This window comes from Pseudomonas fuscovaginae SE-1, assembly GCF_000364705.1.
Classification (GTDB): Bacteria; Pseudomonadota; Gammaproteobacteria; order Pseudomonadales; family Pseudomonadaceae; genus Aquipseudomonas; species Aquipseudomonas fuscovaginae_A.
Genome location: NZ_AQOH01000012.1, coordinates 53,334 through 67,387, shown reverse-complemented (window position 1 = coordinate 67,387; position 14,054 = coordinate 53,334). Strand labels below are relative to the sequence as shown.

Below are 14,054 nucleotides of genomic sequence, written 5' to 3'. Positions count from 1 at the left end.
CGCCTTCGGTTGGTTCAGTTACACCACTTCTAGGGACACGATCGATGATGACTACTTCGAGTCCTTGCGTGCCCGGGGGCGAATCGCTCGCGGATGAAGGTCAAACCGGTCATCCCGCAGGCCATGGCCGGGTAGGAGGTTGAATAGGCGACTGGTTATTAGCTTGACGAGTAGGCGGAACAGGCAGCGCTCGGTTTTGTCGACGCCCTGGAGCGCGTTTACACACATCTCTCGTCAGCCGAGTTCTGAGATCTCGCTACGTCCCTGAACTCGAGTTACCTGGGTTGCTCTGTTGGCCGTTGAAGCGTTATCTCTTCCTGGTGTTTTACATCGCGCGTGATGACCATATTGATGTCTGGCGTATTGTGCATGGGCGCGGGATGTTCCGCAGTGGCTGGCGGACGGCTGGGGCCAGTGACGCAACTCGACACACCTCCAGACCGCGTCTGGCTTGCCTCTGCGCCCTGGCAAGTACACAATCAAGTCCAGACCGGCCCCCCTGTGCTTTAAAACCTTGAGGTTTTTCAGGGAGATAGCGGCTTGTTTCGGGTCTCGTTTCCACCTTCAGAATACGCGCCTCAGAAATATTCAGGATCCAGTAGTCCTTACGCAGGAAGAGCTGGATCAGCATCCAGATCGGAGTATTTATCCCGCAGAGGGCTAAGCGCATCAAAGGGGTGGATGAGAGATCTGCCATACTCCATGGACAATGTGTACCTGCTAACGGCAATGGCTGTCGATACCACTGGTCATACGCCATTTTGACAGCAATGACAGCACTTTCCGGGCAGATTAGACTGACAGCTACCAACCTCGGAGGTCTCGATGAGCGAACGACATTCTCCCATCGTTTCAGTGTTCGAAACCGAAGAACAGGCGGCCAGCTATGACCGCTGGTTTCGCGCCAAGGTTCAGGCGTCGTTGGATGATCCACGTACCAGCCTTCATCACGATGAAGCCATGGCCAAGCTTGAGCAAATGCTAGAAGAAAAGCGCAAGGCACGGCGTGCTGCTCGTTAAATGGAGACCTCAGGCCCTTGAAGCCTTGGCTGAAATTCTTGATTACATCGAGCAATACAACCCCGCTGCCGCCGCCTCGCTGCACCACACCATTGTGACTGCCGCCGAGGGGCTCTCTTCGATGCCCTATAGTTTCAAGCCTGGCCGATTGCCCGAAACTCGGGAAATGGTTGTCCATCCCAATTATGTAGTGGTTTACCAAGTAAACGACCACGTCGATATTGTGGCAGTGCTGCATTCCCGGCAGCAGTACCCCTGACGCTACTGGGGCAGTGCACATCCTGCAGAGCAACTTGCAGTTGCACGGTGGCCGTCGATGCTAGGATCAGCTCTTGCGACCCGGCGTTCGCTACAGCAAGGCTGAGGTCCTGCTGCTTAACCTTGCCGGTGCGGCGTATACACCGACTGGCAGTTCGCTGAATCACAACTTGCGCAAGCACCAAGGTCATGACCGTTCTGGACCGGATCAATCCGAGTTGGAGTGGACGCACCCTGCGCGCCGCCAGCGTCCTGACTCACCCCGGCTGGGGCATGCGTCGGTAGATAGATTATGAGTCGCAGCCTACGTCGTTCAGTCCAGACCATTGCAGAATGTCTGTTTTCAACGGCAGAACGCTTCATACCGTACCCGTGTTCCAGGCGTTCGGGGGACCGCATCATGGTAATCGAGGCCCTGGCCGTTATGGCGGCAGCACTGGAGTAACGCGCTGGATGGGGGCGCACGTCAGTGATAGCCTTTGCGCTTTTTGCATGAGGGACCATGATGAAGGGCTGGATCGCATCTCTTATTTTTGGGGGAGCATGGCTGATTGTCTGTCCGAGCGCCTGGTCCTGGACGATGGACGGGGATAAGGTAAAGTTCTCTAACACTGAGTGGGCAATCTGCCGGATGTTCGAGCATGACGCTGCTGTAATCATTCTTCATAGGCAGGAAGGCTACTCGCTGACTTTCGATGAGGATGTGAAATCTCCCCCAACGGAGATCCAAAAGCAGGCGCGTGCGAATATGATTCTCGAGGCGAATGCCATGCCGATAGAGAGTACCCCTGAGAAGAGAATGGCGGTTAGCGAACAGTTCGCCCAGCGTATCCGCACCAATTGCTTTCGCTTCTTGCACTCCCAGCCCGAGGGCAAGCACTAGGCTTGCGTCGCTGTTGCCCGGTTGAGCTGTGGCTCTCCAGCCAAATGATGGGAGCGTTCACAATTGAGATGCCTAGCCTTGCTCCGGTTTGTTGCTGAAAGTAAAGGTGAGGGCGCTGCTCGCCGAGCGTAGGCAGCGTACAGGCTATGGAAAGAGCTGATCGCGTCGGCCGGCGCATGTCGTTAGACGTACTGTTGCGGCTGGCTTGTCTCCGCGATTATGCTATCAAAATACTGGCACCTAGATATTGTCGGAGTTTGATTGTGTCGTACGCTGCACCATTTGTCGTGCTCAGCCTGTGCTCTTCGATTCTTGTTGGAGGGTATGCTCTGAACCTCATGAAACAGAAAAGCGACTTGGAGAACTCCGCTTTGGCCTGCGCGAGAATTGTGGGGGCCGCCGGGAGTTCGGCATGCGACAAGGAGTTTGTCGCAAAAGCGAAAGCGCTTCAGGCAAAAGCGAGAGTGGCACTGCCGGAGAGCTGATTAATTGGTACTCATGGCATTCGTCACCGGTGCCGGTTTAGATTGCGCCGTCAGGCCCTGTCTGAGCACAGGAGTCACCTTGACTCAGTCAATCTGCGCCGCTAACGCCGCATTCTTGCGTAACCGATCCAAGTAATCCGCCCATTGCTGCGCAGCCTCCCGGCGCTGCGGTAGCAATTGAGCGCGCGCATACACTGCGCCCAGGGCGCCTGGCATGCGGTGAGACAACGACAACTCCAGCACAATCGGATCGATGCCCAAATGCTCATGGGCGAGGGTGCGGTAGGTGGCGCGAAAGCCGTGGGCGGTAATGGCGTATTCCGGCCAGAGTCGCTGATAGGACTTGGCCAGAGAGGTCGCATTGATGGGGCGCCCCGGGTAGACCGGGGAGACGAACACCCAGCCGTTGCCCGCCTCATCCACCACCCGGCGCTTGTGCAGCTCGCGCAGAAGCACCAGCGCCTGCTCCGGCAGGGGGACGATGTGTTTGCTCTTGTCCAGGTACCGGGTCTTGCTGACCACAAAGCGCCAGTCGGCGCTGATCAGGTCGACGTCTTCCCAACGCATCTTCACCAGTTCGCCCGGACGCACCGGCAGCATGACCAGCAAGCGCATTGCCGTGGTGACGCTGTTCGGGGCGAGTTCATCCAGGCGCAGCAAGAAGCGTCCCAGGTCGGCCGGTCGCTCGATCGCGGGATTGCTGGTGACGACCTGGCGGATTTTGAGTTCCTCGGTGTTGCTCAGCGCCACGTTTCGCTCCAGCCAGCCGCGCCCCTGCGCGAAGCCGAGCACGGCCCGGATGAGGGTGCGTACGCGCTTGGCCATGGCCATGGTGCGGGCACGGCGTAGTGTGCTGATGATTGCGGTGATGTGCTCAAGCTTGATTTCGGTCACAGGTATTGTGCCGATGGCGGGCAAGATGTGGTTGCGCAGGGCGCCGCGAAATCCGGCGATGGATTTACTGACCAGGTCGGGAGACTTGAACTTCAGCCACTCCTCGGCCACGTAGGCGAACGTACGTGCCTCGTTGAGCCTTTGCGCTTCGATCCTGGCCCGTTTCGCTTTGAGCGGATCGAGGTCATGGAACACGTTATGGCGTGCGGCCCGGGCCGACTCGCGGGCCTCTTTCAAGCTCACCTCGGGGTACCGGCCAATCACGAAGACCTGCTCCTTGCCGCGTAGACGGTACTTCAGGCGCCAATGACGAGAGGGGGACTTGCCGGGCTTGAGTGAGGGGCGCACCTGAAGATACAGACCCGGCACTTCGCCGTCGGCATACTTGCCGGCGGTGGTCAGCGAACGGATGAACGCGTCGCTGAGTTTTTGGCGGAAGGCAGGCGGTCTTTCGGCGGACATGGCGTGGGGGTATCTTTTTGGTTTTTCCCAAAAGATACCCCCAGTCAAGCTGGAATTGAGTGGAATCAGACGGACGGTAATGGACGCATTTTTGACTTAAGTGCCTGTATTAAAAGCCTTTATGGCCTTCAGTGGAACCGGCCTACAGGCTCTCGGGGTCCCCGCAGAACATCTGAATCCGCGAACGCAACCAGCGCTCTCCCGGATCGTTGTCCTGCGAACCGCGCCAGGCCATGTGCAATTCGAAGCTCTGCACCGGAATCGGTGGATCCTCGGCCCGTACGCCGCCCGCGGCGGTCAGGGCATCGGCGGTGTAGTCGGGGATGGTGGCGATGATGTCGGTGCCGCTGATCAGCGTCCCCAGGCCGTTGAACTGCGGGACCGCCAGTACCACATGGCGCTTGCGGTCGAGCTTTTCCAGCTCGGTATCGATGAAGCCGCTCAGGTCGCCGGCGAAGGATACCAGTGCATGGGGACGCGAGCAGAAATCATCGAGAGTCAGCGGGCCGGGCATGGTGTCGGCGCGCAGCACCTTCGGCGAGCTGCGGCGCAGCACCTTGCGCTTGGCGTTGGCGGGCAGGTCGGAGGTGTAGCACACGCCGATGGAGATCTCGCCGGAGCTGAGCTTGGCCGGGATCAGCAGGTAGTTGACCCGGCGCACCACCAGCACGATGCCCGGCGCCTCGGCCCGCAGGCGCTTGAGCAACTGCGGCAGCAGGGCGAATTCGACGTCGTCGGACAGACCGATACGGAACACCTGGGTGCTGGTCGCCGGGTCGAACTCGGCGGCGCGGCTGACCGCCGTGGAAATCGAGTCCAGGGCCGGCGAGAGCAGGGCGAAGATCTCTTCGGCCCGGGCCGAAGGTTCCATGCTGCGGCCCGTGCGGACGAACAGCGGGTCGTCGAACAGGTTGCGCAGGCGTGACAGCGCCGCACTGATCGCCGGCTGGCCGAGAAACAGCTTCTCCGCGGCCCGGGTGACGCTGCGCTCGTGCATCAGGGTTTCGAACACGATCAACAGGTTCAGGTCGACGCGGCGCAGGTCGTTACGGTTCATCGGGCTCGCTTCACAGGAGGGTCAATAACGTAAGCGGTGAATCTTACGGGCAAAACCGTCTGATTCGCACTGGAAAAATGAACTTTCCTCTTTCACCGTGAAATGGGGGCGTTTGGTCCCCGATTCCAGGGCCCTGTCTGGCGGGAAAAAGCGGCTTTTCTGACAGTCGCGGCCCGCCAAGGCTGACATTGTGTACAATGCCCCCGAATCAATGACAGGCATGTCGACTATTAACGGGCACGGATAGTGTTCAAGACAAAGCCCGGATAGAGTTCGTGTCATTAGAAGTTCATTTGGCGAGGTTTGCGATGTCCCGCACGATCCGTTTTCACAAGTTTGGTTCGGCCGAGGTGCTCAAGTGCGAAGAGCATGCGACGTCCTTGCCTGCACCGGGCGAAGTGCAGGTGCGTGTCGAGGCCATTGGCATCAGTTGGTACGACGTGCTCTGGCGGCAGAATCTGGCGTCCTCCCACGCCCGCCTGCCGGCCGGTATCGGTCACGAGATGGCCGGTGTGGTCACGGCGATCGGCGATGGTGTGGATGACCTGGCGGTCGGCGACAAGGTCGCCAGCTTTCCGGCCCAGAGCCCCAACGACTATCCGGTGTATGGCGAAGTGATCGTCATGCCGCGCTCGTCCCTGACCCGTTATCCGGATGTGCTGACGCCGGTCCAGGCCAGCGTCCACTACACTCCGCTGTTGATCGCCTATTTCGCCTATGTCGATCTGGCGCGGGTCAAACCGGGGCAGTTCGCCCTCATCACCGATGCCAGCCACTGTGCCGGGCCGGCCTTCGTGCAACTGGGCAAGGCCCTGGGCGTGAAAGTGATCGCCGCGACCAAGACCGCCGAGGAGCGCGACTGCCTGTTGGCCCTGGGCGCCGAGAAGGTAGTGGTCACCGAGGAACAGGATCTGCTGATGCAGATCAACAAATACACCGATGGGCGAGGTGTCGACATGGTCTTCGACGGCCTGGGCGGCCCGCAGATGTCGATGCTCGGCGATGTGCTGGCACCGCGTGGCAGCCTGGTGCTCTATGGCCTGCAGGGTGGCAACCAGACGCCGTTTCCGGCCTGTGCGGCGTTCCAGAAGAACATCCAGTTCTTCGTGCACTGTATCGGCAACTTCACCGGCAAGCCGGAGCTGGGTATCGTGCAGGACCAGGCGGCGGTGCAGCGGGCGCTGCGCGATATCAACCAACTGACGGCCGATCGCGTGTTGCCGCCGTTGGAGATTCGCGCGTTTCCCTTCGACGAATTCGTCGAGGCCCATCGTTTCATGGACGCCTGTCCATGCCGTGGCCGCGTGGCGTTGCAACTCGATCCGGCCTGACGCCGAGGCGTTTTTCATCCAGCCCCGTATCCGGCGACTGATACGGGGCTTTTTGTTTTGTCCAATATTTTGTCGTGTCTCTTTCCGGGAAAACTTCCCGGCAGTGTCTGTCTCACTGCAACTGAACTGGTTTTTTCAGAAATTCTGTATCTGTTAATCGTGCTCTAAGCACTGATAATTAACCGGTAACTTTCAGCTCAAGGAATGAGTCATGGTCGAGTTTCAGTTGTTGTACCGCAGCGGTCCAATTGCACAAGCTTTGGCTACCCAGTCTGCGCAGGGGCGGCAGGGCCAGGTGGCGCAGGGGTGGCGGGGTGCTTGCAACTAAGGTCTTTATGTAGTCGAACTTTGTAAGTTGATGTAAGAATATTCCTAGGAAATTCTTTTCTCCGGAAATTTCCAACGCTAACCGGCAATCAGTGATCAGGGCACTCTCGTATATCCTGCTATGGATGTTACAGGCTCGGGGTAATACTCTTGTTATTGCCCTGCATGTTCCGGTGGCGGACGGTAAACAGGCACCTGAACATGGCAAGACCTGGCAAGCGCGGATCATACGAGCACCGTTGGCCCGACACTGAACCCAATCCAGGTGTAAAGGCTATGAGCTCTATTCATGAGCAGGCAATGAACTATGTATATCAACAGGTCCTACAACGGTTGATGAGTTACTTCACCCGTGCCGAACGTATCGCCCTGCAGTTGTTGATCCAGCGCCTGATCGTCGCCGCCGGCGGCATCGAGCGGATCGGTGAATTCAAGGTCATGGTGGCCCATGGGGGTGGCAAGGACAGCAGCTACACGCTGGCCTTCCTGAGGGCCGCGCAGTTGAGCATTGCCGGCCGTTCGCCGGCCACCTTCAACCTGCGTATCGCCACCTCGCGCCATGCGGGGCTGACGTCCACGGTGATGAACAACATCCACCACGGTTACTGCGCCCTGTTCGTCTACGATGATCCGCGGGTGGAATTACTGATGGTCGACAACCGGCACGTCCGTCCGTTCCACCATCGCACACCGTTGTCCGACCTGGGGCGCGACCTCAATCGGCGTGACCTGCTGATGAACGGTCACCTGACGGCGGGAGATGGCCGCACGACGTTCTGCAACAACTGTTACCTGTCGATGGCCGACTTCTACGAGCGGGCCAGTTCCTGGGACCAGGGCATCGATGCGCTGATCATCGGCGATCCGCCCCGCGAGCAGAAGCAGTACCTGACGTGGTTGTTGCGCTCGACCGAAACCCCAGAGCGCAGCCCGCTCGGCGGGCGGGCGCTGGAATTCGAGGAGGCGGTCAGGACCTGCAACGAACTCAGCCTGGAATACTACCGGGAACTTTACGGTGATGCCGTGACCCAGCCTCAGGGCCCGGCCATCAGCCGCTCCAGCCGCAGCCAGCCACCCATGCTGGTTGGCGTGCATGACCTGGTGGGCAGCGATATCGAGTTGCGCTGGCCGCTGCTGACCGAGTTCCTCGGGTTTCGCTTCGATGACCTGGCGTTCCATTTCAGCGAGTCCGACTGCGCCAACCCTTTGCTGATGGCGCACATGCGCGGTCTGCAGGCGCAGTATGTCAGGGGGCTGAGCTACCAGACGGGAATCACCGAATATCTGCAGCTGGCGGTGGTGATGATGCGCAAGAAACGTATGTCGGCACGCCTGATCGAGCAGGCCATGGCGGCCTACGACACCGCGGAGAAACTCCTCGGCCGCCGGGCACTGGCCCGGGCCTACGCCCAGGAAGCCTATGGCCTGAGCGAAGGGCAACTGATCTGCCTGCTGTTCGCGCCCTTCGTCAACCAGGGCCGTGGCCTGGAACCGTTCCTGCGTCGCTGCCATCCGGGCATGCTGGTGGCCCTGCCGGAGTTGCACAAGGCGCTGTCGGGCAAGCCGGCCGGAGAGCAGGTCGAGCAGTGGCTGACCGATGTCAGCGGCTTGCCCCTCGAGCGCCTGCAGGCTCTCTACCAGAAAAAACAGGTCGACTTCGGTGCCGCCGCCTCGCTGATTGCCCGGGTCCGGGCCAGTGATCCGGACAAGCATCGGGTCGATATCATCCATCCCGACAGTGGCGAAGTCCGCAAGGAAGTCCTGTCGGGACGCTAAAGGGGTTGCGATTGACTGCCTCGAAATCTCCCGAACCCGTTTCGACCCCGCCCGGGCCGAACGGCCGGACGTCGCGAACGACCCGGGAAGGCAAGCCGGCGGGCTTCGCCTACCAGGCGGTCTATCGCTACCTGGTCAGCCTGATCGACGAGGTCGAAACCGAAGCGCGGGTCAAGCTGCCCTCGTTGCGCCAGTTGTCCGAACGGCTGAACGTATCGATTTCCACCGTCCAGTACGCCTATTCTCTGTTGGAGAAGGAGGGGCGGGTCTATTCCCAGGCCAAGTCCGGCTATTACGCCTTGCCGGTACCGGGCGGCTCGTTCGTCAGCGGCGGTGCCGACCTGCTGGAGCGCATCTATGTGCACTCGCGCCGGCCCGGTACCCTGGTGCTGGGCAATGACGAGCCGGCCCTGCTGCTGTCGCTGGACAACCCGTTGCTGCTGCTTGAACGCGAACTGGTGCGCCAGTATCCACGGCAACAGCAGCCGCAACTGCAACCCTTTGGCGAGATGGAACTGCGGGCCGCCCTGGCGGTGCGCTATACCACCTCGGCACAGCGTTACTGGCATGCCGACGACGTCTATATCGGCGCCGACCTGCGCAGTGTGCTGGAAACCCTGATGGCGGCCCTGGCGCTGAAACATACCACCGTGCTGGTGGAGTCGCCCTGCGACTGGGTGATACTGCGTCTGTTGCAGGCCGGTGGGGTCGACGTGGTCGAACTGCCGTTGGATGGCGACGGGCTGTTTGACCTGGAACAGCTCGAACAGCTGTTGCGCGCACAGCCGGTCAAACTGCTGCTGATGTCTTCCGGGGTCAGCATGCCGAGGGGCAGCCTGATGCCTGTCGAACATCGCCAGCACATCGCCCGGCTGCTGGAGCATTTCGGCGTCTGGCTGCTGGAGAACGACAGCCACGGCGAATTGGCGTACCAGCCCGGCGGCGTGCGCATGCGTGACCTGGTCGATCCGGATCGCCTGCTGGTGTTGGCCGGTTTCGAGCGTTTCATGGGCTGTGAGGCACCCTTCGGCTATCTGCTGTCGCGACATTTCGGGGTGGAGCTGCAACGACATTTCCTGCTGCGTTCGTTCCGCATGTCGCCGACCCGGCAAAAGGCGATTGCCCGCCTGTACGCCAGCGGGCGTCTCGACCAGCACCTGGGTATTCTGCGCCGCCTGCTGCAGGAACGCCTGTCGCAGGTCTGCCAACTGTTGCAGGAGCACCTGCCCGACAGCCTGGACTTCGTCCCGCCCCAGGGCGGCGCCACGGTCTGGGCGCAGGCCCGGCGCGAAGTGGACATGCGCAAGGTCTTCGAGCACCTGCTGGAGCAGAGGATCGTCATCGCCCCCGGTGAGCTGTTCAGCCTGCATGGCCTGCACCGCGATTGCCTGCGCCTGAGCAGCACCTCCAGCGCCCATCGGCACCTGGAGCCGGCCCTGGGGGCGCTATGCGGTGCCTTGCGCCTGGAGTCCGGGCCATGAAACCGCGCGCCGGACAACCCTTTGTCCAATTGTGTTTGCCAGACGCGGGGCGGGCTGTTACCTGTATGCATAACCAGCATTCGACAACCGTGGTCCTGCCTGCCCGTGACAACTGCGCCCCTCGACGATCCGTTTTACTACCTGAACAACTTCCAGTGTGTACTCGATTGGCTGACGCAACGTTATGCCGACCTGCTGGATGGGCGGGAACAGGCCTTCATCGACGATTTCGCCGGGCTGCCCAAGGCCTCGCAGGCGCTGCTGGTGCGCATGGTGATGCGCAAGGGCGAGCATTTTCGCGGTAGCAGGCTGAACTACGACGAGATCGGCGATACCGGCACCGCGGTACAACCGCTGCTGGGGCTTGGCTGGGTGCGCGATGACCTGCCGCTGACGCTGGAGAGCCTGTTTGCGCTGTTGCAGAAGGCCGAGATCGTCCAGGCGTTCCAGGCCCCGTCCAGGTTGAAGAAAACCGAGCTGTACGAATGGCTGGTGCCGTCGCACGTCGAACCGCGGCCGTTCGCCCAGTGGTGCCCGCGGGTGCCCGACCGGCTCTACAGCCTGCAGGTGATGGAGCTCTGCGACCGCCTGCGGCTGATGTTCTTCGGCAACCTGTACCAGGACTGGTCGGAGTTCGTACTGGCCGACCTCGGTATCTTCAGCTACGAAAAGGTCGAATTCCACGCCGACTCCCGTGGCCTGCGCAGCCGTGCCGACGTGGACGGCTACCTGCACCTGCAGGCAGCCCGACAGGCCCTGGAGGCCGGCGAGGCGGTGGCCCCGGTGCTGGAACAGGTCCTCCGACTGGAAACCGACAACCCCTGGCTCGAGCGCCGGCGTGGCAAGCTGCTGTTTCAACTGGGCCAGCACTGCGAACGCCTGGAGGACCTGGCCGGCGCGTTGACGATCTACCAGGGGTGCCGTTACCCCGGCGCCCGATTGCGACGCATTCGGGTGCTGGAGCGTCTGGGTGAGCACGGGTTGGCCATGACCCTGGCCGACGAAGCCCTGGCGGTGCCAGAGAGCGCCGAAGAAGAGCAGCACCTGCAGCGTATCCTGCCACGGTTGCGGCGCCGGCTCGGGCTGCCGACGGTTGCCCGAGGCGCACCGGTGCCGGTGACGCGCCTGGACTTCAGCCTGAGCTGCGAGCCGCACGAGTCGGTCGAGCAGCGGGTCGCCCGGCACCTGCGGGAAGAGCAGGGGCCGGTGCATTACGTTGAAAACACCCTGATCAATTCGCTGTTCGGCCTGCTGTGCTGGCAAGCGATTTTCGCGCCGTTGCCCGGCGCGTTCTTCCACCCGTTCCAGAGCGGGCCGGCCGACCTGCACAGCGAGGATTTCCATGCCCGCCGCGCCGAGCTGTTTGCCGCGTGCCTGGAGCAGTTGGCGGACGAGCGCTACAAACGGACCATCCGGCACCACTTCGTCGCCAAGTGGGGACTGCAGTCGCCCTTCGTGTTCTGGAACGTGCTGACCGAGGAACTGCTCGAACAGGCGCTGGAGTGCCTGCCGGCGGCGCACCTGCGGCACTGGTTCGCACGGCTATTGCTGGACATCAAGGCCAATCGTGCCGGCATGCCCGACCTGATCCAGTTCTGGCCGGCGCAGAAAACCTACCGGATGATCGAGGTCAAGGGCCCTGGCGACCGCCTGCAGGACAACCAGTTGCGCTGGCTGGAGTTCTGTCACCGGCACCAGATGCCGGTCGCCGTGTGCTACGTGCAATGGGCGGAGCCAGCCCCTTGAGCTACAGCATCGCCGTACGGGCCCTGTGCGAGTTCACCGCCAAGGCCGGCGATCTGGACCTGCGTTACACCCCGTCGCCGACCGCCCTGGAGGGCATCAGCGGCCACCGCACCGTGGCCGCGCGCCGCAGCGAGGGTTATCGCGCCGAACTGGCGCTGGAGGGGCATTACCGGCAGTTGCGGGTCCGGGGCAGGGCGGATGGCTATGATCCGGCACAGAACCAGCTGGAGGAAATCAAGACCTACCGTGGCGACCTCGCCAGGCAGCCGGCCAACCATCGCCAACTGCATTGGGCCCAGGCACGGATCTACGGCTGGCTGGCCTGCGAGCACCTGCACCTGGCCGAGATCAACCTGGCGCTGGTGTACTTCGACATCGTCGGCGAGAAGGAAACCCTGCTGCGCGAAACCTGGCGCGCCGACGACCTCAAGGCGTTCTTCGAGCAGCAGTGTGCATGCTTCCTGCACTGGGCCGAACAGGAAATGGTCCATCGCGACGCACGCGACCGGGCCGCCCGCGCGCTGGCATTCCCCCATGGCCAGTTCCGTACCGGCCAGCGCGCCCTGGCCGAGACCGTATACAAGGCGGTGAGTACCGGCCGCTGCCTGATGGCCCAGGCGCCGACCGGGATTGGCAAGACCCTCGGTACGCTGTTCCCCATGCTCAAGGCCCTGGCCCCGCAGCAACTGGACAAGGTGTTCTTCCTTGTCGCCAAGACGCCGGGGCGCCAACTGGCCCTCGATGCTGCGCGAGTGCTGCATGCCAGCCAGCCTGACCTACCGTTGCGGGTGCTGGAACTGGTGGCCCGGGACAAGGCTTGCGAGCATCCGGACAAGGCCTGTCATGGCGAGGCCTGCCCGTTGGCGCGCGGCTTCTACGATCGCCTGCCGGCCGCCCGCCAGGCCGCCGCCGCGGTGACCCTGCTCGATCGTCAGGCACTGCGCGAGATTGCCATGGTCCACGACATCTGTCCGTATTACCTGAGCCAGGAAATGGCCCGCTGGGCTGACTGGGTGGTGGCCGACTACAACTACTACTTCGATTTCAGCGCGCTGCTGTTCGGCCTGGCCCAGGCCAACCAGTGGCGGGTCGCGACCCTGGTGGACGAGGCCCACAACCTGGTGGAGCGCGGTCGCCGGATGTACAGCGCCGGCCTCGACCAGCAGGTGCTCGGGCAGGTGCGCAAGACGGCGCCCCAGCCGCTGCAGGGGGCCCTGCAGCGCTTGAACCGTGAATGGAATGCGCTGCACAAGGAACAGGTCGCCAGCTACCAGGCCTACGAGCAGGCGCCACGCAAGCTGTTGTCGGCCATGACCCTGTGCACAGCAGCCATCGGCGACTACCTCAATGATCATCCCCAGGGGCTGGATGGCGAGCTTCAGGCGTTCTACTTCGAACTGTTGCAGTTCGCCCGTGTGGGCGAGCTGTTCGACGAGCATTTTCTGTTCGATATCCGTGTTCGCCAAGTGGGTCGCCGGCGTCTGTCGCAGTTGTGCCTGCGCAATGTGGTACCGGCGGCGTTCCTGCGCCCACGCCTGACGGCGGCGCGCAGCAGCGTGCTGTTCTCCGCGACCCTGAGCCCCCGGCACTATTACGCCGACCTGTTGGGGCTGCCGGTCGACACGGCCTGGATCGACGTCGAGTCGCCGTTCCGGCGTGAACAGTTGGACCTGCGCATCGTCAGCCAGGTTTCCACCCGCTACGTCCATCGCCAGGCGTCGCTGGCGCCCATCGTCGAGCTGCTGGCCGGGCAGTTCAGACAGCGTCCGGGCAACTACCTGGCGTTCTTCAGCAGCTTCGACTACCTGCAACAGGTGGCGCAACGGATGGCCGACAATCACCCGGACATCCCCTTGTGGCTGCAGTCGCGGCGCATGGAGGAGAGTCAGCGCCAGGCCTTTCTCGAACAGTTCACCGAGCACAGCCAGGGCATCGGTTTCGCGGTGCTGGGCGGGGCCTTCGGCGAGGGCATCGACTTGCCCGGCCAGCGGCTGATCGGTGCCTTCATCGCCACCCTCGGCCTGCCGCAACTGAACCCGCTCAATGAGCAGATCAAGCAGCGCATGGCGGCGCTGTTCGGCTCGGGCTACGACTACACCTACCTGTACCCGGGCCTGCAGAAAGTGGTGCAGGCGGCGGGGCGGGTGATTCGCAGCCAGCAGGACCGAGGCGTGGTGGTGCTGATCGATGATCGTTTTGCCGAGGCCAGGGTCCGGCAGTTGCTGCCGCGCTGGTGGCAGGTCTGAGCATTGCATGTCAGACCTGCTGCTGGCCGATGGCGGCGTATCGCTGTAGCCGGCGAAGAGGTAATATCGCTCCTCGAAAGGGCGCTCG

Annotated in this window: 11 protein-coding genes; 9 read left to right on the top strand and 2 right to left on the bottom strand. The window is 62.1% G+C overall.

The window, feature by feature from the left end; genetic code table 11:
• The first annotated feature begins 825 nt into the window (after positions 1-825).
• The 4 genes from K675_RS0102040 to K675_RS0102030 all read left to right on the top strand — a co-directional run bounded on the left by K675_RS0102040 (position 826) and on the right by K675_RS0102030 (position 2,161).
• Positions 826-1,020: a hypothetical protein gene (locus K675_RS0102040; protein ID WP_017901844.1), complete on the top strand. Its 195-nt coding sequence runs from the start codon at positions 826-828 to the stop codon at positions 1,018-1,020.
• Entirely contained in the window at positions 1,007-1,279 is a 273-nt protein-coding gene (locus tag K675_RS0102035) for a type II toxin-antitoxin system RelE/ParE family toxin (protein WP_026144847.1), read from the top strand. The genes K675_RS0102040 and K675_RS0102035 overlap by 14 nt, the downstream gene beginning before the upstream one ends.
• 188 nt (positions 1,280-1,467) lie before the next feature.
• Positions 1,468-1,563: a DUF4113 domain-containing protein gene (locus K675_RS33505; RefSeq protein WP_232434390.1), complete on the top strand. Its 96-nt coding sequence runs from the start codon at positions 1,468-1,470 to the stop codon at positions 1,561-1,563.
• Positions 1,564-1,780: 217 nt separating this feature from the next.
• Positions 1,781-2,161, top strand: a complete 381-nt coding sequence (locus K675_RS0102030; protein ID WP_017901842.1) for a hypothetical protein — start codon at positions 1,781-1,783, stop codon at positions 2,159-2,161.
• Between the two features lie 569 nt (positions 2,162-2,730).
• On the opposite strand, the gene K675_RS0102020 is transcribed toward K675_RS0102030, so the two are convergent.
• The gene (locus K675_RS0102020; RefSeq protein WP_017901840.1) at positions 2,731-4,002 is read right to left on the bottom strand and encodes a tyrosine-type recombinase/integrase; all 1,272 of its coding nucleotides are present in this window, start codon (positions 4,000-4,002) and stop codon (positions 2,731-2,733) included.
• Positions 4,003-4,144: 142 nt separating this feature from the next.
• Positions 4,145-5,059 carry a LysR family transcriptional regulator gene (locus tag K675_RS0102015; protein WP_017901839.1) on the bottom strand — a complete coding sequence of 305 codons (915 nt, stop codon included), beginning with the start codon at positions 5,057-5,059 and terminating at the stop codon, positions 4,145-4,147.
• A 308-nt stretch (positions 5,060-5,367) separates the two neighbouring features.
• On the opposite strand from K675_RS0102015, the gene K675_RS0102010 reads away from it, so the two are divergent.
• From K675_RS0102010 to K675_RS0101985, 5 genes are all read left to right on the top strand, one after another.
• Positions 5,368-6,390: a zinc-dependent alcohol dehydrogenase family protein gene (locus K675_RS0102010; protein WP_017901838.1), complete on the top strand. Its 1,023-nt coding sequence runs from the start codon at positions 5,368-5,370 to the stop codon at positions 6,388-6,390.
• A 603-nt stretch (positions 6,391-6,993) separates the two neighbouring features.
• Complete coding sequence (locus K675_RS0102000; protein ID WP_026144846.1) at positions 6,994-8,493, top strand: hypothetical protein; 1,500 nt, start codon at positions 6,994-6,996, stop codon at positions 8,491-8,493.
• Positions 8,494-8,504: 11 nt separating this feature from the next.
• Complete coding sequence (locus K675_RS0101995) at positions 8,505-9,974, top strand: PLP-dependent aminotransferase family protein (RefSeq protein ID WP_017901835.1); 1,470 nt, start codon at positions 8,505-8,507, stop codon at positions 9,972-9,974.
• 105 nt (positions 9,975-10,079) lie between these two features.
• Entirely contained in the window at positions 10,080-11,720 is a 1,641-nt protein-coding gene (locus K675_RS0101990) for a VRR-NUC domain-containing protein (protein ID WP_017901834.1), read from the top strand.
• Complete coding sequence (locus K675_RS0101985; RefSeq protein WP_017901833.1) at positions 11,717-13,966, top strand: ATP-dependent DNA helicase; 2,250 nt, start codon at positions 11,717-11,719, stop codon at positions 13,964-13,966. The genes K675_RS0101990 and K675_RS0101985 overlap by 4 nt, the downstream gene beginning before the upstream one ends.
• Positions 13,967-14,054 lie beyond the last annotated feature (88 nt).